Below are 26,488 nucleotides of genomic sequence, written 5' to 3'. Positions count from 1 at the left end.
AGCGATGACTGAGAACCCCCAACCCGGCGACGAGCAGTCGAGCGCCGAGCGTGCCGAAACCGGCCTGACGGCGAAGGGCCCGGGAGCGGCCGAATCGGTCGTCACCGGGCGCGAGCGCCAGGGCATGTTCGGTGTCCACGGCACCGGTGACACCTCCGGCTACGGCGGCGTCCGGCTCCCGGCGTACAGCCCGGCGCCGGCCGAGCGCCCGTACGGCGGCTGGTTCGACCAGTTCGCCGACGAGTTCTACGCCGCGCTGGCCGAGCGCAAGATCCCCGTCGAGGCGATCCTGCAGACGACGGTCGACCGCGGCGAGATCACCTTCTACGTCGCCCGCGAGCACCTGCCCGCCATCGCGAAGACGCTGCGCGACGACGGCGGCCTCCGCTTCGAGCTGCTGTCGTCGGTGTCCGGGGTGGACTACGGCGTCGACGTCCCGCAGCGGCTGCACGCGGTCTACCACTTCACGTCGCTGACCTACCGGCGCCGGATCCGGCTCGAGGTCACCCTCGACGTCGAGGACGCGCACGTGCCGTCGCTGGTGGAGACCTACCCGACCGCCGACTGGCAGGAACGGGAGGCCTGGGACATGTTCGGGATCGTCTTCGACGGCCACCCGGCGCTGACCCGGATCCTGATGCCGGACGACTGGGACGGCCACCCCCAGCGCAAGGACTACCCGCTCGGCGGGATCCCGGTCGAATACAAGGGCGCGGAGATCCCGCCGCCGGACCAGCGGAGGTCTTACTCGTGAGCAGCACCGAGAACCTGTCGGACGTCACGACCGGGACGAGCACCACCGAGACCGGCAGCGACAGCACCGACGACGTCAACTACGCGGATTCCCGTGACACCACCGAAGGCCGCGTCTACTCGGTCTCCGGCGGCGACTGGGACGACGTCATCGCCGACGCGGCGCACGACGAGCGCATGGTCATCAACATGGGCCCGCAGCACCCGTCGACGCACGGCGTGCTCCGGCTCGTGCTGGAGATGGAGGGCGAGACCGTCACGCAGCTGCGGTCGGTCATCGGCTACCTGCACACCGGCATCGAGAAGAACTGCGAGTACCGGACCTGGACCCAGGGCGTCACCTTCGTGACGCGCATGGACTACCTGGCCCCGCTGTCGACGGAGATGGCGTACTGCCTCGGCGTCGAGAAGCTGCTGCAGATCGAAGCCCCGCGCCGCGCGCAGCTGCTGCGGGTGATGCTGCTGGAGATCAACCGGATCGGCTCGCACCTGGTCTACATCGCCACCGGTGGCATGGAGCTCGGCGCCACCACCGCGATGACGCTCGGCTTCCGCGAGCGCGAAGAGGTGCTGCACCTGCTGGAGCACCTGACCGGCCTGCGGATGAACCACGCGTTCATCCGCCCCGGCGGTCTCGCGCAGGACATGCCGGCCGACTACGTCGAGGTCGTCAAGGCCTTCATCAAGACGATGAAGGAACGCCTTCCGCTGTACGACAAGCTGTTCACCGGGCAGCCGATCTGGCGGAACCGGCTCAAGGGCGTGGGTTACCTGCCGGTCGACGCGTGCCTCGCACTCGGCGTCACCGGCCCGGTGCTGCGCAGCGCCGGCCTCCCGTGGGACCTGCGCAAGACCGAGCCGTACTCCTGCTACGACGAGTTCGACTTCGACGTCCCGGTCGACAACGGCGCCGACTGCTGGTCGCGCTACCTGATCCGGGTCCACGAGATGCACGAGAGCCTCAAGATCATCGAGCAGTGCCTGGAGAAGCTCGAGCCGGGCCCGGTCATGGTCGAGGACAAGAAGGTCGCCTGGCCCGCGCAGCTGTCGATCGGCAGCGACGGCATGGGCAACTCGCTCGAGCACGTCAAGAAGATCATGGGCCAGTCCATGGAGTCCCTGATCCACCACTTCAAGCTGGTCACCGAGGGCTTCAAGGTCCCGCCGGGCCAGGTCTACGCGCCGGTCGAGTCGCCGCGCGGCGAGCTGGGCGTGCACCTGGTCTCCGACGGCGGCACCCGGCCGCTGCGGGTCCACGTGCGCGAACCGAGCTTCGTGAACCTGCAGTCGATGCCCGCCATGGCCGAAGGCGGCCTGGTCGCCGACGTGATCGCCGCCATCGCCTCGATCGACCCCGTCATGGGGGGAGTGGACCGATGACCACCGCAGTTCCCGAGCCGGGTCCCCGCTACGCCGCGGCAACGCACGCCGCGGCCGGGCCGGACACCGACGTCGTCGCCATCGCGCCGGACCCCGATGTGGCCGCCGGCATCATCACCGAGACGCCCCTGGAAGACATCTTCGACGCGGACACCCACGCGAAGGCGCAGGAGCTGATCGCCCGCTACCCGATGTCCCGCTCGGCTTTGCTGCCGATGCTGCACCTCGTGCAGTCGGTGCAGGGCTACGTCAGCCAGGAGGGCATCGCGTTCTGCGCGAAGCAGCTCGACCTGTCCGACGCCGAGGTCAGCGCGGTCGCGACGTTCTACACGATGTACAAGCGGCGTCCGTGCGGCGAGCACCTCGTGAGCGTCTGCACCAACACGCTGTGCGCGGCCATGGGCGGCGACGCGATCTACAAGAAGCTCCAGACGCACCTCGGTTCCGAGGAGCAGCCGCTGGGGCACAACGAGACCGCGGGCACGCCGAACGAGCCGGGCTCGATCACCCTCGAGCACGCCGAGTGCCTCGCGGCCTGCGACCTCGCGCCGGTCATCCAGGTCAACTACGAGTACTTCGACAACCAGACCGAGGACAAGGCCGTCGCGCTGGTCGACGCGCTGCAGGCGGGCAAGAAGCCGGCCCCGACGCGCGGTGCCCCGCTCACGAACTTCAAGGGCGCCGAGCTGCAGCTCGCCGGGTTCTTCCCGGAGGACGAGGCGGTCTACCGCAAGGACGTCGACGGCCCGTCGCAGGCCGTCGAGACGCTGCGGGGCGCGCAGCTCGCGCAGGAGCGCGGCTGGGTCGCCCCGGCCGCTTCCGATGTCCCGCTTCCCGAGGTGGAGAAGAAGTAATGGCCGACCCCATCACCCCGGTCCTCACGAAGCGCTGGCTGTCGCCGAACTCCTGGCAGATCGGCCAGTACGAGGCCCTCGAGGGCTACACCGCCATCCGCAAGGCACTGGCCGGGACGCCGGAGCAGCTGGTCCAGCTGATCAAGGACTCCGGCCTGCGCGGCCGCGGCGGCGCGGGCTTCCCGGCCGGCATCAAGTGGTCGTTCATGCCGCCGAACTTCGACAAGCCGCACTACCTGGTGATCAACGCCGACGAGGGCGAACCGGGGACCTGCAAGGACATCCCGCTGATGATGGCGGACCCGCACTCGCTCATCGAGGGCTGCATCATCGCCTCGTACGCGATGCGGTCCAACCACTGCTTCATCTACGTCCGCGGCGAGGCGCTGCACTGCATCCGCCGCCTCAACGCGGCCGTGCGCGAAGCCGAAGCGGCGGGTTACCTGGGCGAGAACATCCTCGGCTCCGGCTTCGACCTCAAGATCACCGTCCACGCCGGCGCGGGCGCGTACATCTGCGGCGAGGAGACGGCGCTGCTCGACTCGCTCGAAGGCCGTCGCGGCCAGCCGCGGCTCAAGCCGCCGTTCCCGGCCGCCGCCGGTCTCTACGCCGCGCCGACCACGGTGAACAACGTCGAGACCATCGCGAGCGCGCCCTACATCGTCAACGCCGGTTCGAGCTGGTTCCGCGAGATGGGCCGCGAGAAGTCGCCCGGCCCGAAGATCTACTCGATCTCCGGCCACGTCGAGAAGCCCGGCCAGTACGAGTGCCCGCTCGGCACGACGCTGCGTGAGCTGCTGGACATGGCGGGCGGCATGAAGGACGGCATCCCGCTCAAGTTCTGGACCCCGGGCGGCTCGTCCACCCCGATGTTCACCGCCGAGCACCTCGACGTTCCCCTGGACTTCGAAGGCGCGGCGGAAGCCGGCTCCATGCTGGGCACGACCGCCGTCCAGGTCTTCAACGAGACCGTGTCGGTGCCGTGGGCCGTGATGAAGTGGACGCAGTTCTACGAGCACGAGTCCTGCGGCAAGTGCACGCCGTGCCGCGAAGGCACCTACTGGCTGGCGCAGATCCTCGAGCGGATGGTCGAGGGCCACGGGACCGAAGAGGACATCGACACCCTCCTCGACGTCTGCGACAACATCCTCGGCCGGTCGTTCTGCGCACTCGGCGACGGCGCTGTCTCGCCGATCACCAGCGGCATCAAGTACTTCCGCGAGGAATTCCTGGCGCTGTGCGAGAAGAACCGGCACGAACAGACCAAGCCCGAACTGGTGGGAGCGCAGGCATGACGATCGCGCCCGACAAGCCCGAGACCCAAGAGACGCCGGTCCCCGAAGGCCACGTCAAGCTGGTCATCGACGGCGAAGAGGTCATCGCCCCCAAGGGCGAGCTCCTCATCCGCACGGCCGAACGCCTCGGCACGGTCATCCCGCGGTTCTGCGACCACCCGCTCCTCGACCCGGCGGGCGCCTGCCGCCAGTGCCTGGTCGAGGTTGAGATGGGCGGCAGGCCGATGCCGAAGCCGCAGGCGTCCTGCACGATGACCGTCGCCGACGGCATGGTCGTCAAGACGCAGCTGACGTCGGCGGTCGCGGACAAGGCCCAGCAGGGGGTGATGGAGCTGCTGCTCATCAACCACCCGCTGGACTGCCCGATCTGCGACAAGGGCGGTGAGTGCCCGCTGCAGAACCAGGCGCTGGCGCACGGCCGCGCGGAGTCGCGGTTCGTCGACACCAAGCGGACGTTCCAGAAGGCCCTGCCGATCTCGACGCAGGTGCTGCTGGACCGGGAACGCTGCGTGCTTTGCCAGCGCTGCACCCGGTTCTCCCGCGAGATCGCCGGCGACCCGTTCATCGAGCTCCTCGAACGCGGCGCCCACCAGCAGATCGGCACCGCGGAGACGGCGGACGTGCTGGACCTGGCCTCGCGGACGACGTCCGGCCAGCCGTTCCAGAGCTACTTCTCCGGCAACGTCATCCAGATCTGCCCGGTCGGCGCGCTGACCAGCGCGGCGTACCGGTTCCGGTCGCGGCCGTTCGACCTGGTGTCCTCGCCGAGCGTCTGCGAGCACTGCTCGTCCGGCTGCGCCGAGCGCACCGACTTCCGGCGCGGCAAGGTCCAGCGCAAGCTGGCCGGCGACGACCCGGAAGTCAACGAAGAGTGGATCTGCGACAAGGGCCGCTTCGCGTTCCGCTACACCGGCGCCGAGGACCGCATCCGGCGTCCCCTGGTCCGCAACCGCGAGACCGGTGAGCTGGCGGAAGCGTCCTGGACCGACGCGCTGCGCATCGCCGCGGCCGGGCTCGTCGAAGCCCGGTCGAACGGGGGCGTCGGTGTCCTGCCCGGTGGCAGGCTGACCGTCGAGGACGCCTACGCGTACTCGAAGTTCGCCCGCGTCGCCCTGCGGACCAACGACGTCGACTTCCGCGCCCGCCCGCACTCGGCCGAGGAACTCGCGTTCCTCACCTCGCACGTCGTGGGCGTGACGCCGGAGTCCGGCGTCACCTTCGGCGAGATCGAGCGGGCCCGCACGGTCCTGTGCGTCGCGTTCGAGCCCGAGGACGAGGCCCCGATCGTGTTCCTGCGGCTGCGCAAGGCGGCCCGCCGGAACCGGACCCGTGTCGTCCACTTGGGACAGTGGACGACGTCGTCGGTGCGCAAGACGTTCGGCGAGCTGCTCGCCTGCGTCCCCGGCACAGAGGCCGCGGCCGTCGAAGGCATCGCCAAGCACGCGCCGGACCTCGACGAGGCCCTGCGCGGCGAAGGCGCCGTCGTCCTGGTCGGCGAGCGCGCCGCCGCGATCCCCGGCCTGTTCGCCGCCCTGCACGACCTGGTCGAGCGCACCGGCGTCCGGCTCGCGTGGATCCCGCGCCGCGCCGGCGACCGGGGCGCGCTGGAGACCGGCTGCGTGCCGTCGCTGCTGCCCGGCGGCCGCCGGGTCGGCGACGACGCCGCCCGCGTCGCCGTCGAAAACGCCTGGGGCGTCCCGCTCCCGGCCACCCCGGGCCGCGACACGACCGACATCCTGCTGGCCGCTTCGGCCGGCGAGCTCGGCGGCCTGATCGTCGGCGGCGTCGACCCGTACGACCTGCCGGACCCGGCTCTTGCGCTGCGTGCGCTGGACGCCGCCGGGTTCGTGGTCAGCCTCGAACTGCGGCACAGCGCGGTGACCGAGCACGCGGACGTCGTGCTCCCGGTGGCCGCGTCGGACGAGAAGGCGGGCAGCTACCTCAACTGGGAGGGCCGCACCCGCCCGTTCGACGTCACCCTCGAAGGCACCGGCGCCCTGCCGGACTGCCGGGTGCTCGACACCCTCGCCGTCGAGATGGACGCGGACCTGTTCACGCAGACGCCGGCCGCCGCCCGCGGCGACTTCGAGAAGCTGGGCCCGGCTTCGGCGCTGCGCTGGAGCGACGTCGCCGCCGAGGTCGCGCCGCCCGCGACGCCGGGTGACGGCCAGGCGATCCTGTCGACCTGGCGCCAGCTGATCGACAACGGTTCGCTGCAGGACGGCGAGCCGCACCTCAAGGGCACCCAGCGCACGCCGGTCGCGCGGCTCTCCGCGAAGACCGCCGAGGGGCTGGGTACGACCGTGCGGGTCAGCACCGAACGCGGTGCGATCACGCTGCCGGTGGAGATCGCCGACCTGCCCGACGGCGTCGTGTGGCTGCCGGGCAACTCCGACGGCTCCGCCGTGGCCAAGACGCTCGGTGCCGGACACGGCGCCGTCGTGAACCTCGCTGGAGGTGGGCAATGACCCCGCTGCTGACCGAAACCGCCGTCGGCAGTGTGCCGGACGCGGCGACGCGGGCGGCGCTGCTGGCGGACGACCCGTTCTGGCTGATCCTGCTCAAGTGCGTGGTCATCCTGCTGATCGGGCCGATCCTGACGATCTTCCTGATCGTCTGGGAGCGCAAGGCGGTCGGCCGGATGCAGAACCGGCCCGGTCCCAACCGGGTCGGCCCCGGCGGCTACCTGCAGTCGCTGGCGGACGCGATCAAGCTGCCGTTCAAGGAACAGATCATCCCGGACACCGCCGACCGCAAGGTGTACTTCCTCGCCCCGGTCGTCTGCGTGGTGCCCTCGCTGATCGCGCTGTCGGCCATCCCGTTCGGGCCCGTCGTGTCGATCTTCGGCGAGCGGACCGTCCTCCAGCTGCTCGACCTGCCGGTCAGCGCGCTGGTGATCCTGGCCTGCTCCTCGATCGGCGTCTACGGCATCGTGCTCGCCGGCTGGTCGTCCGGCTCGCCGTACCCGCTGCTCGGCGGCATGCGCAGCGCGGCGCAGGTGATCTCCTACGAGATCGCGATGGGCCTGTCGATCGTCGCGGTGATCCTGCAGGCCGGGTCGCTGAACCTGGCCGACATCGTCGGCAAGCAGCAGCCCGCGTGGTTCCTCTACCTGGTCCCGAGCTTCGTGATCTACCTGATCTCGATGGTCGGCGAGACCAACCGGGCGCCGTTCGACCTCCCGGAGGCCGAGTCGGAGCTGGTCGGCGGCTTCCACACCGAGTACAGCTCGATGAAGTTCGCGATGTTCTTCCTCGCCGAGTACGTCAACATGGTGATCGTGTCGGCGTTCGCGACGACGCTGTTCCTCGGCGGCTGGATGGCCCCGTGGCCGCTGTCGCTGATCGGGAACAACGTGCTCAACACCGGCTGGTGGCCGGTGCTGTGGTTCTTCGCGAAGATGTTCGTCCTGCTGTTCGGGTTCATCTGGCTGCGCGGCACGCTGCCCCGCCTGCGCTACGACCAGTTCATGCGCCTGGGCTGGAAGGTCCTGGTCCCGCTGAACCTGGTGTGGATCATCATGGTGACCTTCGCGAAGGTCATCACCTGGAACACCGCGTCCGTCATCATCGCCGCGGTCGCGATCTTCATCGTCGTCGCGCTGTTCTTCTACGTCCGCGCCGCGGGCCGTGAAGAGGAGAGCGAGAGTATCCCGGTGACCGGCGGCGGCTTCCCGGTCCCGCCGCTGGACCTCAAGGTCCCGCAGACCACCCCGCGTCAGAAGGCTTTGGCCAAGGCCGAGGCGAAGGCGGCCCGCCGCAAGCCGGCGGCCGTCGGTACCGCAAAGGAAGGGGCACAAGATGGGGTTTCTTGATCCCGTCAAGGGCTTCGGCGTCACCTTCGGGATGATGTTCAAGAAGGTCGCCACCGAGGAGTACCCGGAAGCCGGCGCCCCCGCCGCCCCGCGGTACCACGGACGGCACCAGCTGAACCGCCACCCGGACGGCCTCGAGAAGTGCGTCGGCTGCGAGCTGTGCGCCTGGGCGTGCCCGGCGGACGCGATCTTCGTCGAGGGCGGTGACAACACCGAGGAGGCCCGGTATTCCCCGGGTGAGCGGTACGGCGCGGACTACCAGATCAACTACCTGCGCTGCATCGGCTGCGGTCTCTGCGTCGAGGCGTGCCCGACGCGGTCGCTGACGATGATCAACTTCTACGAGCTGGCCGACGACGACCGCCAGCGGCTGATCTACACGAAGGAAGACCTGCTCGCCCCGCTGCTGCCCGGCATGGAGCAGCCGCCGCACCCGATGCGGCTCGGCGAGAACGAGCAGGACTACTACGTGAACGGCCCCGAACTGGCCCGCGGCGGGGAGGCTTCGAAGTGATAGCCGCACTCCTGACCCAGGCGCCGAACGCGTCCGCGGGTGTCTCCACCGGCGAGGCCGTCGCGTTCTGGATCCTCGGGCCCCTGTCCCTGCTCGGTGCGCTCGGCATGATCTTCTCCCGCAACGCCGTCCACTCGGCGCTGTGGCTGGTGCTGACCATGCTGAACCTGGGCGCGCTGTACATGATCCAGTCGGCGCCGTTCCTGGGCTTCACGCAGATCATCGTCTACACCGGCGCGATCATGATGCTGTTCCTGTTCGTGCTGATGCTGGTCGGCCGGGAGAGCTCGGACTCGGTCGTCGAGGTCCTCCGTGGACAGCGGCTGGCCGCGACCGTGCTCGGCATCGGGCTGGCCGCGCTGCTGGCGACCGGCATCTACCGGGCCATGGAGAACGTCACCCCGGCCATCCCGCTCGACTCGGCCACCCCGGCGGGCGGCGGGCCGAAGGGGCTCGGCCGGCTGATCTTCACCGACTACCTGTTCCCGTTCGAGCTGACGTCGGCGCTGCTCATCACCGCCGCGATCGGCGCGATGGTGCTGGCCTTCACCGACCGCCACGGCAAGGGCGGGAAGCTCACGCAGAAGGAACTGGTCCTGCTCCGCTTCCGCGGCGAGCACGACCGGCCGTCGCCGCTGCCCGGCCCGGGTGTCTTCGCCACCGCCAACTCGGTGGCCACCCCGGCGCTGCTGCCGGACGGCTCGGTCGCGCCGGAGTCGCTGTCGGCGATCATCGAGTCCACCTCGGCGATCGAACTGGCGAAGGAACGCAAGCTCGTCGCGGACGAGGGCCCGCACCCGGACGCGCACGCGCTGGTCGGCTCCGACGCTGCGGAAACCGAGGGGGAGAAGAAATGACCCCGACGTACTACCTGCTGCTGTCCGCGCTGCTGTTCGCGCTCGGCGCGGTCGGCGTGCTGGTGCGGCGCAACGCGATCGTCGTGTTCATGTGCATCGAGCTGATGCTCAACGCGGTGAACCTGTCGCTGGTCACCTTCGCCCGGATCAACGGCGGGCTCGACGGCCAGGTCATGGCGTTCTTCGTCATGGTCGTCGCGGCCGCCGAGGTCGTGGTCGGCCTGGCGATCATCATGGCCATCTTCCGCACCCGGCGCTCGGCTTCGGTCGACGACACCAACCTGCTGAAGTACTAGGAGACCCCCGAGTGACCGCATCATCGTGGCTGCTGGTGGCCCTCCCGGGCCTCGGCGCGCTCATCCTGTTGCTGGCGGGCAAGCGCGCGAAGGCGTGGGGGCATCTGCTCGGCTGTGCCACCGTCACGCTCGCCTTCGTCTACGGGCTGATCCTGTTCTTCACCGCCGACACGGGCACCACGACGGACACCAAGCTGTACTCGTGGATCCCGGCCGGCGCGCTGCAGATCGACTTCGGGCTGCGGATCGACGCGCTGTCGCTGACGTTCGTGCTGCTCATCACCGGCGTCGGCATGCTGATCCACTACTACTCGATCGGCTACATGGCCGACGACGAGGGCCGGTACCGCTTCTTCGCGTACCTGAACCTCTTCGTCGCGTCGATGCTGATCCTGGTGCTGGGCAACAGCTTCGTGACGCTGTACCTCGGCTGGGAAGGCGTGGGTCTCGCGTCCTACCTGCTGATCGGCTGGTACCAGGGCCGCCCGTCCGCCGCGACCGCGGCGAAGAAGGCGTTCCTGATGAACCGCGTCGGCGACGTCGGGCTCGCGCTGGCCATCTTCATCATGTTCAAGTACGCGGGCTCCACCGGCTACGCGCAGGTGTTCCAGGCGGTCGGCGACGGCAAGTTCTCGCCGGGCGCGATCACCGCGATGGCGATCCTGCTCCTGCTGGGTGCCTGCGGTAAGTCCGGCCAGTTCCCGCTGCAGGCCTGGCTCCCGGACGCGATGGAGGGCCCGACCCCGGTGTCGGCCCTGATCCACGCGGCCACGATGGTGACCGCGGGCGTCTACCTGGTGGCCCGCTCGAAGGACATCTTCAACGCCACCGAGGACGGCAGGCTGATCGTCACGCTGGTCGGCACGGTGACCCTGCTGCTCGGGTGCATCATCGGCTGCGCGTACGACGACATCAAGAAGGTCCTCGCTTATTCGACGGTCAGCCAGATCGGCTACATGATGCTGGCCGTCGGGCTCGGGCCGATCGCGTACGCGCTGGGCATCATGCACCTGGTGGCGCACGGCTTCTTCAAGGCCGGGCTGTTCCTCGGGGCCGGGTCGGTCATGCACGCCATGAACGACGAAGTCGACATGCGGAAGTTCGGCGGGCTGCGCAAGCACATGCCGATCACCTTCATCACCTTCGGCCTCGGCTACCTGGCCCTGATCGGCATCCCGCCGCTGTCGGGCTTCTTCACCAAGGACGCGATCATCGAAGCGGCGTTCGGCCAGGGCGGCTGGCGCGGCTGGGTGATGGGCGGCGCGGCCCTGCTCGGCGCCGGCCTCACCGCGTTCTACATGACACGGCTGATGATGATGACGTTCTTCGGCAAGGAGCGCTGGAAGGACATCAACACAGCGTTGGAGCTCGATCCCGCAAGCGGATCTTCGGGAGACGGCCCACGACCTTTCCACCCGCACGAGTCCAAGTCGGTCATGTGGATCCCGATGGCGGTGCTGGCACTCGGTTCGGTCGGCGCGGGCGCGTTCTTCGCACTCGGCCACCGCTTCAGCGACTGGCTGGCTCCCTCGGTCGGCGAGCTGGAGGAGGCGCACCACGCGCCGTTCGACGCCTGGGTGATCTCGGTGGCGGCGGTCGCGCTCTCGGTGCTCGGTGCGGTGATCGCGTACCTGATCTTCCGCCGTGACGTCCCGGTCGAGCAGCCCCAGCGGGTCTCGTTCGTCACCCGGGCCGCACGCAAGGACCTGTACGGCAACACCCTCAACGAGACGCTGGTCGCCCGCCCGGGCACCTGGCTCTCGCGGGCGCTGGTGTTCGTCGACAACCGCGGCGTCGACGGCGCGGTCAACGGCCTGGCCGCCGGCCTCGGCGGCGGCTCCGGCCGGCTGAGGCGGCTCCAAACCGGGTTCGTCCGGTCCTACGCGCTGTCGATGCTGGGCGGCACGTTCCTGCTTCTGGCGGCTCTCCTGCTGGTGAGGTTCTCCTGATGACCTGGTTGCTGATCCTCATCCTGGTGCCGCTCGCCGGCTCCCTGGTGCTGGCGTTCCTCAAGGGGAACGACCGCGCCGCGGTGCTGACCGCGCTGGCGTTCTCGATCCTCGAGCTCCTGCTGATCATTCCGTTCTGGCTCAGCTACTCGCCTTCGGGCGCGCGGCTGCAGATGACGTCGAGCTTCGACTGGATCCCGAGCTTCGGGGTGCACATCTCGTTCGGCACCGACGGCATCTCGCTGGTCATGATCGCGGTGATCGCGCTGCTGGTGCCGATCGTCGTCGGCGGCCTCGGCACGATGGACAAGCTCCCGCCGGGGCGCAGCGCGGGCGGGTTCCTGTCGCTGATCCTGCTGCAGGAGGCGCTCACCATCGGCGTGTTCGCCGCGACCGACGTCTTCCTGTTCTACGTGCTGTTCGAGATCATGCTGATCCCGATGTACTTCCTCATCGGCGGTTACGGCGGCGCGAACCGGCAGTACGCGGCGGTGAAGTTCTTCCTCTACTCGTTCCTCGGCGGCCTGATCATGCTGGCGTCGGCGATCGGGGCGTACTCGCTGGCGGTGGACAAGCTCGGGCACGGCACCTTCGACTGGGCCACGCTGGTGACGGTGGTGCGCGACGCGCCGCTGTCCACGCAGATCTGGCTGTTCCTCGGGTTCTTCCTGGCCTTCGCGATCAAGGCGCCGCTGGTGCCGTTCCACACCTGGCTGCCGGACGCGGCGGGGGAGGCGCCGATCGGCGTCGCCGTCCTGCTGGTCGGCGTGCTGGACAAGGTCGGCACGTTCGGCTTTCTGCGCTACTGCCTGCCGATGTTCCCGGACGCGAGCAGGACCCTCGCCCCGCTGGTGCTGGTGCTCTCGGTGATCGGTGTCCTCTACGGATCGATCCTCGCGGCGGGCCAGCGGGACATGAAGCGGTTCATCGCCTACGTCTCGATCGCGCACTTCGGGTTCATCTCGCTCGGCATCTTCGCGTTCAACGAGCAGGCGATGGTCGGCTCGGCGACGTACATGCTGAACCACAGCCTCGCGACCGGCATGCTGATCGTGGTGATCGGCCTGGTGATCGCGCGCGGCGGGTCTTCGAAGATTTCGGACTACGGCGGCATGGCGAAGGTGACTCCGCTGCTGGCGGGCATGTTCCTCCTCGCCGGCCTGTCGACGCTTTCGTTGCCGGGCACCAACTCGTTCGTCTCCGAGTTCCTGGTGCTCATCGGGGCGTTCGTGGACCAGCCGGTGTACACGATCCTCGCCACGGTGGGCATGGTCCTGGCCGCGGCGTACGTCCTGTGGCTCTACCAGCGCGTGATGCAGGGCCCGGTCCGTGGTGACGCTCTCGTGGGCGTCGGCGGGGGGCCGGGCACGGCGATCGCGCCGGAGCTGGGCGCCAAGAAGGCCATCCGCGACCTGAACGGCCGTGAGATCGCGATCCTCGCGCCGCTGGTCGTGCTGATCATCGTCCTCGGCTTCTACCCGAAGCCGGTGCTCGACACAGTCACCCCGACGGTGCAGCAGACGCTGTCCGCGGTCCAGGGAGGCAAGTAAAAGTGCTCGACATCCTCCTGACCCAGGCACCGGAGCCGCCGGTGCAGGTGCCGTCGATCGACTACCCGGCCGTGCTGCCGGTGCTGATCGTCTTCGGCGCGGCGTGCGTCAGCGTGCTGGTCGAGGCGTTCGCCGCGAAGCGGTCCCGGTTCGGCATCCAGGTCGGGCTCAGCCTGGCGTCGATCGTCGCGGCCGGCGTCAGCCTGGTCATCTACGCGACGGGCAGCGCGCCCGCGGCCGGCGTCACGACGTTCAGCGGCGCGATCTCGATCGACCGGCCGGCGCTGTTCCTCTGGGGCACGCTGCTGGCGCTGGCGGTCGGCGCGGTGCTGCTCATTTCGGATCGCGTGGTCGAGCCGGGCGGCGCACTGGTCGCCCAGGCCGGCATCCGCCCGGGCACGGTCCAGGACCGCGCCCAGACGGCGACGGTCATGCAGACCGAGGTGTTCCCGCTGACGTTGTTCGCCCTCGGCGGCATGATGGCGTTCACCGCGGCGAACGACCTGCTGACGATGTTCATCGCGCTGGAAGTGCTGTCCCTGCCGCTGTACCTGATGTGCGGCCTGGCCCGCCGCCGCCGTCTCCTTTCGCAGGAAGCGGCGGTCAAGTACTTCCTGCTCGGCGCGTTCTCCTCGGCGTTCTTCCTGTACGGGCTGGCGCTGCTGTACGGCTACGCGAACTCGGTGAAGCTGGGTGACATCGCGGCCGCGGCGGCGGGTTCGGACCGGTCGGACACGCTGCTGTTCGCCGGGCTGGGTCTGTTGGTGGTCGGCCTGCTGTTCAAGGGTTCGGTCGGCCCGTTCCACACCTGGACCCCGGACGTGTACCAGGGCGCTCCGACGCCGGTGACGGCGTTCATGGCGGCGTGCACGAAGGTCGCGGCGTTCGGCGCGATCCTGCGGGTGCTGTCGGTGGCGTTCGGCTCGACCAGCTGGGAGTGGCGCGGAGTCCTCTGGGGCGTGGCGATCATCTCGATGGTGATCGGCGCGGTGCTGGGCCTGACCCAGACGGACGTCAAGCGCATGGTGGCGTATTCGTCGATCGCCCACGCCGGGTTCTTGCTGGTGGGTGCGATCGCGATGACGCGCGACGGGCTTTCGAGCACGCTGTTCTACCTGCTGGCGTACGGCTTCACGACGCTGGCGACGTTCGGCGTGATCAGCCTGGTCCGGGATCCCTCGGGCGAGGCAACGCACCTTTCGGCGTGGGCGGGGCTGGCCAAGCGCTCCCCGTTGTTGGCGGGCGTCTTCACCTTCCTGTTGCTGGCGTTGGCGGGCATCCCGTTGACGTCGGGCTTCGTCGGCAAGTTCGTGGTGTTCTCGGCGGCGCTGTCGGACGGCATGGCGCCGCTGGTCGTCGTGGCGCTGGTCTTCAGCGCGGTGGCGGCGTTCTTCTACCTGCGCGTGATCGTGCTGATGTACTTCTCCGAGCCGGCGGCGGACGGGCCTTCGGTCTCGGTCCCGGGCTTCGGCACGAAAACGGCGATCTTCCTCGGCACGGCGGTGACGCTGGTGCTGGGCCTGGTCCCGGCCTTCGCACTCGGCTGGGCCGGTTCGGGCGGGTTCGCTTTCTGAGGTTTCTTTCTCCGGGCCGCCACTCTCCCGTTCCGGGGGAGTGGCGGCCTTATTTCAGTTTCCGGCTCAGATCCTTGTTGGCCCCGGGCAGAACGCTGATGTAGCCGTCGGCAACGGCGATCCCGATTCGTCCGGCTTCCAGATCGAGGTAGCTGACGGTCTTGTCGCCGGTTTGGAGCTGCCCGACGCCGAAGTGCGGTTGCTGCAGGAGCGCGTCGAGTTCTTCCGCCTCCCTGCTGCGTGCTTCGTCGAAGATGTCGCTTGCCGGGGAGTGCTGCTCTTGCGGCAGCGAAAAGGGCCTGATGTCCGCGGGCGGGTAGCCGGGCAGCTGGGCGACGAGGGCATCGGCGGGATGGGTGTCGACGTCGGTGAGTTCGACCTGATCGTCCCGGCAGACCACGCAGACCGCGTCCGGTCCCTTGACGGCCACGAGCACCCCGATCTGCCCGGTGGTGTCACGGGCGTAGGCGGAGTATTCCTGTGCGGGGTGGTCGATGAGGTGCAGGAGATCTTCGAATTCGGGGGAGAAGCCGTCACCTTGCGTAAAGCCGTAAGGGCCGAGTTCCTCGAAGGCTTCCCGGGAGACTTGTTGTTTCGCGGAGGGCGGGACGTACCGAAGCCCTTTCGCGAAAACGGGGTGCGGATCCCCGCACCCGACGTGCCGCATGGCGGTGAGCAGGGTGGTCAGCGAGAAAACGGCCATCACGGTTTCTTGTTCCGGTTTTCCCCGATGACCGGCGGCATGGGCTTTTCGGTGAAGCCGCCGAAGGTTTCGTCGGGATCGGGGTTCTGCAGGTAAGGTGCCTTCTTCTTTTCGTGGTCTTCTTCTTTGCCACCGCGTCCGACCATGGGGCCACCACCCATGGGGAAACCGTTGGCACCCCGGGGCCCGGCAGAGCCGCGGGCGGAGGTGGGGAAGCGTTCTTCGGGGAGGCGGGTGCCGGTGCTGTTCCCCGGCCCGGGCTGGTTCGGTCCGCTGCCGGGGCTTGGCCGGGTACCGGGCTGGTTCGGCCCGTTTCCTGGACCTGGCCGGCTGCCTGTGCTGCTCCCTGGGGTCCCGGGTCCGGCTTGGTACCCACCGCCGGAGTACGGCCCGGTCCCGGGCCCGAACCCGCCGGCCCAGTTGGTGCCGGTGCCGGTGCCGGTCAGGTTGCTGACGGGCTGCCCGGTAGGCCCGAACTCGTACCCACCCTGGGCGGCGGGCAGGACGGGCTTGGGGACGTAGCTGTCGGCGTGGGTGTTGCCGGGATCCGTGGTGCCGGGCCGGATCTGCTGTTCCTGTTGATTTTGCTGGTGCCGCTGGTATTGCTGGTTTGTGGTCTGCTTCTGGTTCTGCTTGTCCTCGACTTGGGTTTGCCCTGGTCGAACGATCTGCCGATCCTGGGTGGGAATCTGGGTGTCCCGTGGATTCCGCGTCCACTCGCCGGTATCGGTGGACCCGGTTTTCTTGTCGTCGTCGGTGGTCATGGAGACGGGAGCCCCGGAGCCGGCGAGCTGCGCGTACTGCGCGGGCATCTGCCCACCGTTGTCGGTGCTGGCGGCGTGGTAGGCACTGAAGGCATCGATGTTGGCTTGGCTGTCCGCCTGCCACCCGGCAACTTTGGTGTTGTAGGAATCCCACCCTTTGCCGGTGATGACATTGACAACATCATTCTTGTCAAGCTCAGGCGGCTGGGCGGCAACGGGCTTGACGGAGTTCTTGGCGGTACCAAAGGCATCCATCTGAGCCCCAACGGCACTCTGCGCATTCTGAAGATGAACGGCATCATCAGCGGCAGCATGAACAAGAGGCCGAGTGGCATCAGCAGCCGCTTCGCCGGCATTACCCTGCCATCCGGCCATGGTCTTGGCGCGGAGAGCGCTGATCCGCTGAGCCCGCTCAACCATCCGGGTGGTCAGGTCCGTAGCACCGTCTTGCGCGCTGGCGAGCGAATCGCTGCCGGCCCCGCCGGTAACCTGTTCGTATATCTGCGCTGCCGTCAACGGGCCCTCGGTGACCATCAGTTCGCCTTCCGCAGGTTTTCCAGAACTTTTGCCGCCACATCATGGGCGGCTGTACAAGGATCCTTCTTCCCGATATTCCCTTCTGACAGGGAGATGGCGATATCGACTTGCTGAGTGTCGCTCGTGCCGAGCGCGAGCAGGCATCGCCCCTTGGTGCTTCTCTCGTCGATCTGACCGAAAGCCACTGTGGGGTAGCCGTCGATCGGGTCGAGTGGCTGGAAAAACGGATACACGGTGTCCTTCGCCCGGTAGACGCCGGTCAGTCCGAGCTGAGTTGTCTTGAAGTAGGTCACCGCGACGCCGGCTTGGGACACCGCGGGGACGTTCCAACGGCAAGTGGGGCCGGCTTGATCGTCGACCGCCGGATGGGTTGTGACGTCCGGGCCGAGAAGCTCCTGGCCCTGCTCGGCGGTGAGTGAGTCACACGGCGCTTGCCGGAAGTGGCTGACGTCGAGCGGGTTGGCGACCTTTGGCACGCCGGGGCCCGGGACAGCCGATGAAGGCGCAGTAGTCGGCTGCGAGCCGGAAGTAGACGGTGATGCAGTGCCATCCATGCGGTCGGTGCAGGCCGCCAGCGCCAGCACTGAGACGCAGAGCAGAACGACAATCCGGCGGATCAAAGCGTGCCTCCGGTCTGCCTGATCTCCGTGTTGTTCGCGTCTTCGATGGCTGCGTATCTGCCTAATGCCGCTTCGAACTTCTTCGCCATCGACCGGCAGTATCGTTCTCGCTCGCCGAGTGTGGCCAGCAACGCTATGCCGGAGCTGCGGATCTGCTCGGCATTGCCTTCGCTTGCGTACTCGAGCCCAGGACCCTGCGCCTGAGCCAGCAATTGTGCGCGTTGCTGATCGTCGCGGAACTCGTTGGCCAGGTCGTTCCACTCGTGCATCAGCTCACGAAGCGTCTGCTCGTCGTACTCGAACCCCGCCCCCGCATCACCGCCGCCGTAGGTCCCGGCGTGCGGAACGCCGTTCGGGCCCGGTAGCTGCCAATTGCCGCCCGGGTCGTAAACCGGTCCTTCAGACACAGCGCACCGTCGTCATCAGCTCTCCCCTAGCTTGCAGTGTGCTCCACCCCGAGCACCCTGCGTATCCGACGTTTCGCACCCTACCAGGGTTCCCTCCTCGGAAAAGCGAGGTCACGAGGGCCGCGGCGGTCCTCTCGGCTTTCTCCCAAGCCGCGGCCCTCGGGACGGCTATGGGGTTGGTGCGCAGCTTGTTCGGCCCAATGTCACGTGGCCGGAAATGCCCGATTGCGGGAGGAATTCGATGCGCAACATCGTCAACCCGATGCTTCCGTCGCCCGGGAGCTCCTGGGTGTTGAACACCGCGTTCGCCAGTGCCGTTCCGTCCGCCTTCTTGATCGGGGCCACGTAGCCCGCCGGTACCGGGTTCGGGGGGTTCGGGATTCCCGACATTCCGCCGTACGACCAGTTCGCGGTCGTCTGGGTCTGGGCCGCCTCGCACGTCACCGTGAAGCTCGACAGCTTCACCCTCGGCCCTCCCGCGCTCATCAGCGCCGTCAGCTCGAAGTTCTTGCCCGTCGCCGTCAGCTTTGTTTCCTCGCACGACGAGGTGCCGCCGCCGAAGGTGATTCCCGGCTTCGAAATGCTCGCCGCCGTTGCGGTTGCCGGGCCGCCGAGGGCGCACCGTCCCTGCGCCGGCACCGTGACCGGGGAGCCCGCCTTCGTGAACGATGCCGAGCCGATGTCCGCCGCGCCCGGCTGGGGGGCCGCCGAGGCCGTCACGGCCGAAGCTGCCAGGCCCGTCACCGCCAAGGCCGTGACGATCGTGCTGCGCATCCGCTGTTCTCCTCGCCGCCCGGAGAGCGGTCGTGGGCCGCCGCTCTTCCACGACTGAATATCCGCGCGCCGGAGACGTCCGTTGCGCCCGGAATCGCCGATCACCCTTTCGAGGATCACGAACCACCCGGTGGGTGGCGGTGGCCGGTGTCATGTTCGTCACCGTTTCCGCAGGACAGCGGGTAAACGACCGCGCGGCGTAGCCACTACGCTCAAGGGGCAACCGACCGGTGCACGAGTAGAGCGGAGCCGACGTGTCTGTGCCTTCCCCAGCCCCCGGGGCGGGATCCCTCCCCGCTGCGCCGGGCGGCGCCCTCGACGACCTGCGGGCGTCGGTCGGGCTTCAGATCGCCGACGAAACCCTGTTGCGCTCGATCGCCGGCGGGCTGACCGAGGTCGAGAAGCTGCTGCGTGACGTCGTCCGCAGTGACGTCCAGGCCGTCAACGACGCCGCGCTGCACCTGGTCGAGGCGGGTGGCAAACGCTTCCGTCCGCTGTTCACGCTGCTCGCCGCGCAGTTCGGCCCCAAGCAGGACGACCACGTGGTGATCGCCGCCGCCGCGGTCGAGCTGGTGCACCTGGCCACGCTCTACCACGACGACGTCATGGACGAGGCCACCATGCGGCGCGGCGCCGAGAGCGTCAACGCCCGCTGGGACAACACCATCGCCATCCTCACCGGCGACTTCCTCTTCGCGCACGCTTCGCGCCTGGTCGCCGACCTGGGCACGGACGCCGCGCGGATCATCGCCGAGACCTTCGGTGAGCTGGTCACCGGCCAGATGCGCGAGACCGTCGGACCCGGACCGGGTGACGACGCCGTCGCGCACTACCTCACCGTCATCGCCCAGAAGACCGGCTCGCTGATCGCCACGTCCGGCCGCTTCGGCGGCATGATGTCCGGCGCCGCCGAGGCGCACGTCGAGGCGCTGCGCCGGTTCGGCGACATCATCGGCACCGCGTTCCAGATCTCCGACGACATCATCGACATCGCGTCGCCGTCCGACGAGCTCGGCAAGGCACAGGGCACCGACCTGCGCGAAGGCGTCCGGACACTGCCGATGCTGTACGCGCTGGCCGACCCGGCCACCGACCCCCGGCTGGTGGAGCTGCTGTCCGGCCCGATCGCCGACGACGCGCTCGTGCAGGAGGCGCTGGAGCTGCTGCGGGTCAGTAGCGGACTCGATCGAGCACGCGTCACCCTTTCCGACTACGCTCAGCGCGCGCGAGCCGAGCTCACCGCGCTCCCCGCGTCACCCGCCCGGGACGCGTGCGAGTCGGTCGCCGACTACCTGGTCGCGCGCACGCGCTGAGCACTTAACAGGGGCAGGAAAAGATGTCCATATTCGGACAGGTCTGGCTGTGGAGCCTGGCCGCGTTCTTCGTCGGGGCCATCCTCACCTGGCTGGTGCTGGTGCTGCCGCTCCGCAAGAGCGTCCGCCGGCTGGAGAGCTCGCTGGCCCAGGCCCACGCCGACGCCGCGCGCACCCCGGCGAACGCCGCCGCGGTGGGTGGCGGCCAGGCCTTCCGGCGGCCCGAACCGGAGCCCTCCCGCCAGGAGACCTCCTACCCCGGCACGCTGGTCGCCGCGCCGCCGATCCACCGCGACGACGTCCACGACGACATCGACGAGGACTTCGCCGAGCTGGACGCCCAGGTGCCGCCGCGGATCCCGCCGGAGCCGGAACCCGTCCGCGTGCCCGAGCCGGAGCTCGAGGAGGACGGCCCGTACCGGAGCGCGGCCACCCAGTTCCTGACGCCGGACGCCGAACCGAAGCCCGAAGACCCCCACCGCGCCACCGCGACGCAGTACCTGGTCCCGGCCGGGGATTCGTTCGACGACGACGCGGAGCCCGAGTTGCCCGCCCTGTCGCGGCTCGCGCAGAAACCCGGCCCGGACCCCGCGGGCTCGCTGTTCCGGCCGCCGTCCGGCGAGGCGGCGGCCGAGCCGGACTGGTTCGACCACGAGGCGCCGTCCCAGCGGTCGGCGTTCGAAGAGCCGGTGGAGCGCACGCGCTACATCGGCGAGCACCCCGGTTCCGTGCGGGACGAGGAAGACGACGCCGAGCCGCCCAAGTACGCGTTCGGTGGGGACATCGCCGCCGAGCTGGACGTGCCGCCGGAGACCCCCGCCGAAGCGACGCAGGTGCTGCCGAAGCGGCAGCCGCGGGAGGCGGTGCGCGGCGGGTTCGACGCGCCGCAGCCGATCCAGCCGTCGATGCGCACGGTGGAGCGCCGCGAGCCCGACCTGGCGGGTGCGCACAGCGGCTCGCTGTTCGAGCCGTCGGTCCAGCCGAACCAGGCGGCCGCCGGCGTCGTGGCGCCGGAGCCGCCCCCGGCCCGCCAGGCGGCGGGCGACTCGGTCCCGCCGGGCCCGTTCGGACCCGGTTCGGCGATGCCGCGCCCGGGCGGCGGCGCACCCAGCGACAGTTTCGCCGTGAAGGCCAGCGTGACGGCTTTGCGGTACTGCACCGAGGAATCGGCGCAGTTCCCGAAGATGGTCGCCGAGGTCTGGTTCCGGACCGCGGAGGACGCCGAGCGGGTCGGGTTCCGGCCGCTCGGCTGAGGTCCGGCCCGGCGGCCCGGAATCCGGGACAGCTGTCCGACCGGCGTGACCGTGAGACCACGAAGGCCACCATCGGGAGTCCCGATGGTGGCCTTCGGCGGTTCTCGGTTACGCGACCGTCCAGGTGTCCTTGCCGCGCAGCAGGGCCTGCAGGTCCGGCTTGCGGGCCGCACGGGCCTCCTCGACCTGGGCGCGGGCGCCGTCGTCGTACGTCGGGCGCTCGACCTGGCGGAGGATGCCCGTCGGGACGTGGTTCAGGCTCTGGTCGCCCAGGCGCGACAGCGCGAACGCGTACGACGTGTCCGCGATCGACGGGTCGTGCACCACGATGTTGTCTTCGCCGATGTCGGCGACCTTGGCGACGTCCAGCCCGCCCCAGTCGCCGCGCTTGACGCCGAACTCCTGGTTCGGGCCGAAGCGGATCGGATCGCCCGCACGTAGCGGGATCAGGCGCGCCGCGGCCTCGTCGGCGTCCTTGAGGACGTCGAACGCGCCGTCGTTGAAGATCGGGCAGTTCTGGTAGATCTCGACCAGCGCCGACCCGCGGTGCTGCGCCGCGGCCTGCAGGACCTCGGTGAGGCCCTTGCGGTCGGAGTCCATGGCCCGGCCCACGAACGACGCCTCCGCGCCGATCGCCAGCGACAGCGGGTTGAACGGCGTGTCCACCGAACCCATCGGGGACGACTTCGTGACCATGCCCGGCCCGGACGTCGGGGAGTACTGGCCCTTGGTCAGCCCGTAGACCCGGTTGTTGAACAGCAGGATCTTGATGTTCACGTTGCGCCGCAGCGCGTGGATCAGGTGGTTGCCGCCGATGGACAGCGCGTCGCCGTCGCCGGTGACGACCCACACCGACAGGTCCGGCCGCGTGGTGGCCAGGCCGGTCGCGATCGACGGCGCGCGGCCGTGGATCGAGTGCATGCCGTAGGTGTTCAGGTAGTACGGGAACCGCGACGAGCAGCCGATGCCCGAGATGAACACGATGTTCTCGCGCTTGAGGCCGAGCGTCGGGAGGAACGACTGGACGGCGTTCAGGACGACGTAGTCACCGCAGCCCGGGCACCACCGGACTTCCTGGTCCGACTTGTAGTCCTTGGCCTTCTGCGGCTCGTCGGTGGTGGGCACGAGGTCCAGGCCACCGAGGTTGGGTATCCCCAGATCGATTGCGGTCATTTCGCCGCCTCCGTAGCAACGCCGGTGATGATCTCCGAGAACAGGTTCTGCAGCTCTTCGGCCTTGAACGCCATTCCGGCGACCTTGGTGTGCGAGTGGACGTCCACGAGGTACTTCGCCCGCAGCAGCAGCGACAGCTGCCCGAGGTTCATCTCCGGCACCACGACCTTGTCGTAGCTGCGCAGGACGTCGCCGAGGTTGGCCGGCAACGGGTTGAGGTGCCGCAGGTGGGCCTGCGCGATCGGCAGGCCGAGCTTGCGCACGCGCCGGCAGGCCGCGCCGATCGGGCCGAACGAGCTGCCCCAGCCGAGCGCGAGCACGCGGGCCTTGCCGCCGCTCGGGTCGTCGACGACGAGGTCGGGGACGTCGATGCCGTCGATCTTCGCCTGCCGCAGCCGGACCATCTTGTCGTGGTTGTCCGGGTCGTAGGAGATGTGGCCGGTCTTGTCGGCCTTCTCCAGCCCGCCGATGCGGTGCTGCAGCCCGGGGGTGCCCGGGACCGCCCACGTGCGAGCGAGGGTCTCGGGGTCGCGGACGTACGGCCAGAACTCGCCGGAGTCGTTGTCCGCGTTGGGTTCGGTGGCGAACTCGACCCGCAGGTCGGGCAGCGATTCGACGTCCGGGATCAGCCACGGCTCGGAGCCGTTCGCGATCGCGCCGTCCGAGAGCAGCAGCACCGGCGTGCGGTACTTCAGCGCGATCCGGGTCGCCTCGACGGCCGCGTCGAAGCAGTCCGCCGGCGACAGCGGCGCGACGATCGGGACCGGCGATTCGCCGTTGCGGCCGAACATCGCCTGCAGCAGGTCGGCCTGCTCGGTCTTGGTCGGCAGCCCGGTGGACGGGCCCCCGCGCTGGACGTCGATGACGACCAGCGGCAGCTCCACCATCACGCCGAGGCCGACGGCTTCGGACTTCAGTGCGACACCCGGCCCGGACGTCGAGGTGACGCCGAGCGCGCCGCCGTAGGACGCGCCGAGCGCGGCGCCGATGCCGGCGATCTCGTCTTCGGCCTGGAAGGTGATGATGCCGAAGTGCTTGTGCCTGGACAGCTCGTGGAGGATGTCCGACGCCGGGGTGATCGGGTACGTGCCGAGCAGGATCTGCAGCCCGGAGCGCTGCCCGGCGGCCACGATCCCGTAGGCCAGCGCGGTGTTGCCGGTGATCTGCCGGTAGGTGCCCTGCTTCAGCTTCGCCGGCGCGACCTGGAACGTCGTCGCGAACGACTCGGTCGTCTCGCCGTAGTTCCAGCCCGCGCGGAAGGCGAGGATGTTGGCCTCGGCGATGTCCGGCTTCTTCGCGAACTTCTCGCGCAGGAACCGCTCGGTGCCCTCGGTCGGCCGGTGGTACATCCACGACAGCAGGCCGAGCGCGAACATGTTCTTGCAGCGCTCGGCGTCCTTCTTGCCGAGGCCGGTGTCGGCGAGCGCGCCCTGGGTCAGTGCCGACATGGCGACCCGGTGCACCTGGTAGGGCGCGAGCGTGTCGTCGTCCAGCGGGTCCGTCGCGTAGCCGACCTTGGTCAGGTTGCGCTTGATGAACTCGTCGGTGTTGAGGATGATCGTGCCGCCGTGCGGGACGTCGGCGAGGTTCGCCTTCAGCGCGGCCGGGTTCATCGCCACCAGCACGTCCGGCCGGTCGCCGGGGGTGAGGATGTCGTAGTCGGCGAAGTGCACCTGGAAGCTGGAGACGCCCGGGATGGTGCCCTGTGGGGCGCGGATTTCGGCGGGGAAGTTCGGCATCGTCGACAGGTCGTTGCCGAACGCGGCGGCTTCGGACGTGAAGCGGTCGCCGGTCAGCTGCATGCCGTCACCGGAGTCGCCCGCGAACCGGATGACCACCCGGTCCAGCTTGCTGACCTCGGTCGGCCTGGTTGCGGCGAGCGAGCCGTGACCAGCGCCGTTGCCGTTCGCACTCGCGCTCGTGCTCATGGGTCAGGGATTCCCTTTCTCCCGACGGTACGGCTTCCGTTCGCCTGCCGGTGCCGCGGCTGCGCTCACCAGGTCTACTCTCGAGGTTAGCTCGCCCTCAACACCGATGTTGGTAGTGTCCCGGCTGTTGGGCGACCTCATCGATGCTCTTCAATGCCTCTTTCGCAGGTACGTCAGATACCTGTAACCGATGGTAACGGGTAGCTGCTGCACCGCGTTGTGATGCGTGTCTCCCGGAGGGTAGGGCCGTCGGCTCGAGTCACGGGCGAGAACGGATCCGGTCCCGCAGCAGGGAAAGCCGTTCGGCGAACTCCGGTGACGCCAGTGAGGCCAGCTGCGGCCGGATCTCGACGTCGACGGCGGCACTGTGTTCGGCCAGGCCCGCGGTGGTGCGAAGACTGCGCTTGGCGGCGATCAACGCCTCCCGTGGAGCGGCGACGGCGGGGTGAGCGAGCTCACGCGCGGCCGTCAGCAGTTCGTCATGGCCGCCTTCGACCACACGCAGCGCCAGTCCGGCCCGCACCGCGGCCTCGGCGTCGAGCGCCTCGCCGAACAACGTCATGGCGGCGGCCTGCTGCGGGCCGGCGAGCCGCTGCGTCATCCAGGTCATGCCGCCGCCCGGGTGCAGCCCGAGTTCGAGGAACCGGGCGACGAACTTCGCGCGCGGCCCGGCCAGCCGGACGTCGGCGGCGAGGGCGAGGTTCAGCCCGGCCCCGACGGCAGCCCCGCCGACGGCAGCGATCGTCGGGAGCTCGCACCGCGCCACGGCGAGGAAGCCTTCGTAGATGGCACGCAGGCCGGCTTCGCCGGCAGTAGCGAGCGCGGACAGATCGGCTCCGGCGCAGAAGGCGGGCGGCGTCCCGGTGACGGCGACGGCGTGCACGGACTCGTCCCGTTCCGCGGCCTCGACGGCGGCGGCGAGCTGCGCGGAGAGGTCGAGGGTCAGCGCGTTCCGGCTGCCGGGCGCGTCGACGGTCAGCAGTGCGACGCCGCCGGAGTGGTCGCTGACGATGCGGTCGGTCATGCGCCCCAGCGTGGCACGGTCCGGTATTACTGGACGCATGGGGGAACTGGTCGGGGTGCTGGTCAAGGGCGTCATCGTGCTGGCGGGCAACCTGCTGACGATGATCGACACGGTCGAGCTGTTCGGCGGACGCCGCCGCCGCGCCCGAGCGGCGGCCGCGGCCCGCGGCGAGCCCGTGGAGTACCCGTGCGTGCTGCGCGACGAGGAGCTGACGTCCGGCCGCGAGCGGCGAGGCTGGCTGGTGGTCGGCGACGGTCCGGTGCGGTGGCGTACTCCGCGTGAGGAGCCGGCGGTGTTCGACCCGGGCGAGCTCACGATGCAGGCGGTCGACCAGCAGGCGGTGACGTTCCACGCGGCCGGCGGCCGGACGGAGCTGAGGCTCCACCCGGACGAGGCACCGGCAGTGCTGCGCGCCCTGGGCGGCTGACGCTCGCGCCTCCGGCCCCCGGTGTCCAGCGTATCGGCGAGGTCCGACGGTTTCGCGATCTCGTCGGCTCGGGACGCGGACTTGTGCACAGGGTCGCTGACCTGTGCACCGGCGCCGCGCACTCACCCGGAACTGTCGGTCCCCGCCGGTAAGCTGGAGACCGGGGGGCGGAGGCCCGCCCTCGCCCCGGCGGCTGCCGATCGCCCGGCCGTGCCGCTTACTGCTCCGGCGTCGGCGGCCGCTCCAGCAGCTTCGAAAGCACCACCGTCGACACCGTCCGGTCCACGATCTCCAGCCCGCGCAGCCGCTCCAGCGCCGTCTCGAGGTGGTGGATGTCCGCCGCCCTCAGGTGGACGATGGCGTCCGCCGCGCCCGAGACCGTGTACGCCGCCAGTACCTCGGGCAACGGTTCGAGGCGGGCGCGGATCCGGGCCGGCGTGATGTTGCCCTGGCACGTGACCTCGACGAACGCCTCCGTTCCCCAGCCGAGGGCCTCCGGGTCGACCACCGCCGTGAAGCCCCGCAAGATGCCGGTTTCCAGCAGCCGGTCGACCCGCCGCTTCACCGCCGGCGCGGACAGGCCGACCACCTTGCCGATCTCCGCGTAGCTGGAGCGGGCGTTCGCCACGAGGCACGAAACGATTCGCTGGTCGATGGTGTTCACACGCAACACTTAGCACAGATACGCGCAGCGAACAGCGATTGATTGCGATATTAGGCGCGCCTTAC

Annotated in this window: 24 protein-coding genes; 15 read left to right on the top strand and 9 right to left on the bottom strand. The window is 69.4% G+C overall.

Annotation, left to right across the window (positions count from 1 at the left end; all coding sequences use genetic code 11):
- Window positions 1-4 precede the first annotated feature (4 nt).
- The 12 genes from ACLJQE_RS14850 to nuoN are packed head-to-tail and all read left to right on the top strand — an operon-like array spanning window position 5 to window position 14,836.
- Window positions 5-754, top strand: coding sequence for an NADH-quinone oxidoreductase subunit C (locus tag ACLJQE_RS14850; RefSeq protein ID WP_410639754.1), 750 nt, complete (start codon window positions 5-7; stop codon window positions 752-754).
- Window positions 751-2,133 (top strand): NADH-quinone oxidoreductase subunit D, encoded by a 1,383-nt coding sequence (locus ACLJQE_RS14845; protein ID WP_410639753.1) that lies wholly within the window; start codon window positions 751-753, stop codon window positions 2,131-2,133. Before ACLJQE_RS14850 ends, ACLJQE_RS14845 begins: the two co-directional genes overlap by 4 nt.
- Complete coding sequence (gene nuoE / locus ACLJQE_RS14840) at window positions 2,130-2,987, top strand: NADH-quinone oxidoreductase subunit NuoE (RefSeq protein WP_410639752.1); 858 nt, start codon at window positions 2,130-2,132, stop codon at window positions 2,985-2,987. Before ACLJQE_RS14845 ends, nuoE begins: the two co-directional genes overlap by 4 nt.
- On the top strand, window positions 2,987-4,282 hold the full coding sequence (gene nuoF / locus ACLJQE_RS14835) for an NADH-quinone oxidoreductase subunit NuoF (protein ID WP_410639751.1): 1,296 nt from the start codon (window positions 2,987-2,989) through the stop codon (window positions 4,280-4,282). Before nuoE ends, nuoF begins: the two co-directional genes overlap by 1 nt.
- Window positions 4,279-6,750, top strand: coding sequence for an NADH-quinone oxidoreductase subunit G (locus ACLJQE_RS14830; RefSeq protein WP_410639750.1), 2,472 nt, complete (start codon window positions 4,279-4,281; stop codon window positions 6,748-6,750). The genes nuoF and ACLJQE_RS14830 overlap by 4 nt, the downstream gene beginning before the upstream one ends.
- Window positions 6,747-8,096 carry an NADH-quinone oxidoreductase subunit NuoH gene (nuoH, locus tag ACLJQE_RS14825; RefSeq protein ID WP_410639749.1) on the top strand — a complete coding sequence of 450 codons (1,350 nt, stop codon included), beginning with the start codon at window positions 6,747-6,749 and terminating at the stop codon, window positions 8,094-8,096. Before ACLJQE_RS14830 ends, nuoH begins: the two co-directional genes overlap by 4 nt.
- The gene (nuoI, locus tag ACLJQE_RS14820) at window positions 8,083-8,610 is read left to right on the top strand and encodes an NADH-quinone oxidoreductase subunit NuoI (protein WP_410639748.1); all 528 of its coding nucleotides are present in this window, start codon (window positions 8,083-8,085) and stop codon (window positions 8,608-8,610) included. Before nuoH ends, nuoI begins: the two co-directional genes overlap by 14 nt.
- On the top strand, window positions 8,607-9,467 hold the full coding sequence (locus tag ACLJQE_RS14815) for an NADH-quinone oxidoreductase subunit J (protein WP_410639747.1): 861 nt from the start codon (window positions 8,607-8,609) through the stop codon (window positions 9,465-9,467). Before nuoI ends, ACLJQE_RS14815 begins: the two co-directional genes overlap by 4 nt.
- Window positions 9,464-9,763 carry an NADH-quinone oxidoreductase subunit NuoK gene (gene nuoK, locus ACLJQE_RS14810; protein WP_091303926.1) on the top strand — a complete coding sequence of 100 codons (300 nt, stop codon included), beginning with the start codon at window positions 9,464-9,466 and terminating at the stop codon, window positions 9,761-9,763. The genes ACLJQE_RS14815 and nuoK overlap by 4 nt, the downstream gene beginning before the upstream one ends.
- A gap of 11 nt (window positions 9,764-9,774) precedes the next feature.
- Window positions 9,775-11,712: an NADH-quinone oxidoreductase subunit L gene (gene nuoL, locus ACLJQE_RS14805; RefSeq protein ID WP_410639746.1), complete on the top strand. Its 1,938-nt coding sequence runs from the start codon at window positions 9,775-9,777 to the stop codon at window positions 11,710-11,712.
- A complete protein-coding gene (locus ACLJQE_RS14800) occupies window positions 11,712-13,262 on the top strand; it encodes an NADH-quinone oxidoreductase subunit M (RefSeq protein WP_410639745.1) in 1,551 nt (516 codons plus the stop codon). Before nuoL ends, ACLJQE_RS14800 begins: the two co-directional genes overlap by 1 nt.
- A gap of 2 nt (window positions 13,263-13,264) precedes the next feature.
- Window positions 13,265-14,836 carry an NADH-quinone oxidoreductase subunit NuoN gene (gene nuoN / locus ACLJQE_RS14795; protein ID WP_410639744.1) on the top strand — a complete coding sequence of 524 codons (1,572 nt, stop codon included), beginning with the start codon at window positions 13,265-13,267 and terminating at the stop codon, window positions 14,834-14,836.
- A gap of 49 nt (window positions 14,837-14,885) precedes the next feature.
- Here the strand turns inward: nuoN and ACLJQE_RS14790 are convergent, their stop codons facing one another.
- From ACLJQE_RS14790 to ACLJQE_RS14770, 5 genes are all read right to left on the bottom strand, one after another.
- A complete protein-coding gene (locus ACLJQE_RS14790; protein WP_410639743.1) occupies window positions 14,886-15,539 on the bottom strand; it encodes an ESX secretion-associated protein EspG in 654 nt (217 codons plus the stop codon).
- Window positions 15,539-16,837 (bottom strand): hypothetical protein, encoded by a 1,299-nt coding sequence (locus tag ACLJQE_RS14785; RefSeq protein ID WP_410639742.1) that lies wholly within the window; start codon window positions 16,835-16,837, stop codon window positions 15,539-15,541. The genes ACLJQE_RS14790 and ACLJQE_RS14785 overlap by 1 nt, the downstream gene beginning before the upstream one ends.
- Window positions 16,837-17,460 carry a DUF3558 domain-containing protein gene (locus tag ACLJQE_RS14780; protein WP_410639741.1) on the bottom strand — a complete coding sequence of 208 codons (624 nt, stop codon included), beginning with the start codon at window positions 17,458-17,460 and terminating at the stop codon, window positions 16,837-16,839. The genes ACLJQE_RS14785 and ACLJQE_RS14780 overlap by 1 nt, the downstream gene beginning before the upstream one ends.
- Complete coding sequence (locus ACLJQE_RS14775) at window positions 17,457-17,867, bottom strand: hypothetical protein (protein WP_410639740.1); 411 nt, start codon at window positions 17,865-17,867, stop codon at window positions 17,457-17,459. The genes ACLJQE_RS14780 and ACLJQE_RS14775 overlap by 4 nt, the downstream gene beginning before the upstream one ends.
- 168 nt (window positions 17,868-18,035) lie before the next feature.
- Window positions 18,036-18,641, bottom strand: a complete 606-nt coding sequence (locus ACLJQE_RS14770) for a hypothetical protein (protein WP_410639739.1) — start codon at window positions 18,639-18,641, stop codon at window positions 18,036-18,038.
- 260 nt (window positions 18,642-18,901) lie between these two features.
- Here ACLJQE_RS14770 and ACLJQE_RS14765 point away from each other — a divergent pair, with 260 nt between their 5' ends.
- Both ACLJQE_RS14765 and ACLJQE_RS14760 read left to right on the top strand, forming a co-directional pair.
- A complete protein-coding gene (locus ACLJQE_RS14765) occupies window positions 18,902-19,954 on the top strand; it encodes a polyprenyl synthetase family protein (RefSeq protein ID WP_410639808.1) in 1,053 nt (350 codons plus the stop codon).
- A gap of 23 nt (window positions 19,955-19,977) precedes the next feature.
- Entirely contained in the window at window positions 19,978-21,207 is a 1,230-nt protein-coding gene (locus ACLJQE_RS14760) for a hypothetical protein (RefSeq protein WP_410639738.1), read from the top strand.
- A gap of 108 nt (window positions 21,208-21,315) precedes the next feature.
- Here the strand turns inward: ACLJQE_RS14760 and ACLJQE_RS14755 are convergent, their stop codons facing one another.
- From ACLJQE_RS14755 to ACLJQE_RS14745, 3 genes are all read right to left on the bottom strand, one after another.
- On the bottom strand, window positions 21,316-22,380 hold the full coding sequence (locus ACLJQE_RS14755; RefSeq protein ID WP_410639737.1) for a 2-oxoacid:ferredoxin oxidoreductase subunit beta: 1,065 nt from the start codon (window positions 22,378-22,380) through the stop codon (window positions 21,316-21,318).
- Window positions 22,377-24,308: a 2-oxoacid:acceptor oxidoreductase subunit alpha gene (locus tag ACLJQE_RS14750; RefSeq protein ID WP_410639736.1), complete on the bottom strand. Its 1,932-nt coding sequence runs from the start codon at window positions 24,306-24,308 to the stop codon at window positions 22,377-22,379. Before ACLJQE_RS14750 ends, ACLJQE_RS14755 begins: the two co-directional genes overlap by 4 nt.
- Before the next feature lie 259 nt (window positions 24,309-24,567).
- Window positions 24,568-25,332 (bottom strand): enoyl-CoA hydratase, encoded by a 765-nt coding sequence (locus ACLJQE_RS14745; RefSeq protein ID WP_410639735.1) that lies wholly within the window; start codon window positions 25,330-25,332, stop codon window positions 24,568-24,570.
- A 37-nt stretch (window positions 25,333-25,369) separates the two neighbouring features.
- Here ACLJQE_RS14745 and ACLJQE_RS14740 point away from each other — a divergent pair, with 37 nt between their 5' ends.
- The gene (locus tag ACLJQE_RS14740) at window positions 25,370-25,759 is read left to right on the top strand and encodes a hypothetical protein (RefSeq protein ID WP_410639734.1); all 390 of its coding nucleotides are present in this window, start codon (window positions 25,370-25,372) and stop codon (window positions 25,757-25,759) included.
- A gap of 217 nt (window positions 25,760-25,976) precedes the next feature.
- Here the strand turns inward: ACLJQE_RS14740 and ACLJQE_RS14735 are convergent, their stop codons facing one another.
- The gene (locus ACLJQE_RS14735) at window positions 25,977-26,423 is read right to left on the bottom strand and encodes an Lrp/AsnC family transcriptional regulator (protein WP_410639733.1); all 447 of its coding nucleotides are present in this window, start codon (window positions 26,421-26,423) and stop codon (window positions 25,977-25,979) included.
- Window positions 26,424-26,488 lie beyond the last annotated feature (65 nt).

The sequence above is a fragment of the Amycolatopsis sp. lyj-346 genome, assembly GCF_046548975.1.
Taxonomy (GTDB): domain Bacteria; phylum Actinomycetota; class Actinomycetes; order Mycobacteriales; family Pseudonocardiaceae; genus Amycolatopsis.
This window is presented reverse-complemented; position numbering and strand designations above follow the sequence as displayed.